Here is a 231-nt window from a genome sequence, read left to right as displayed (position 1 = left end):
TACGGGGCGAAAAACTGGATTGGCAGACGGTATAGTTATCACACCTTCACATAATCCTCCGGGTGATGGGGGCTTCAAGTACAATCCACCCAATGGCGGGCCCGCATCGGGAACTATCACCAATTGGATACAAGCGAAAGCAAACGAATTGCTACAAAACAATCTTCAGTTAATAAAAAGATTTTCTTTTAAAAAAGCATTAGCTGCTGCTACAACCCATCAGCACGATTA

At 43.7% G+C, this 231-nt stretch carries 1 protein-coding gene; it reads left to right on the top strand.

Annotated elements, in window-relative coordinates:
* Positions 1-231 (top strand): hypothetical protein (locus JEM65_RS22110; protein ID WP_199603929.1); only part of this gene is annotated, 231 nt, incomplete at both ends.

The organism is Gelidibacter salicanalis, assembly GCF_016469035.1.
Classification (GTDB): Bacteria; Bacteroidota; Bacteroidia; order Flavobacteriales; family Flavobacteriaceae; genus Gelidibacter; species Gelidibacter salicanalis_A.
Note: the sequence above shows the minus strand (reverse complement) of the source record. Positions and strands in the feature narration are given on the sequence as shown.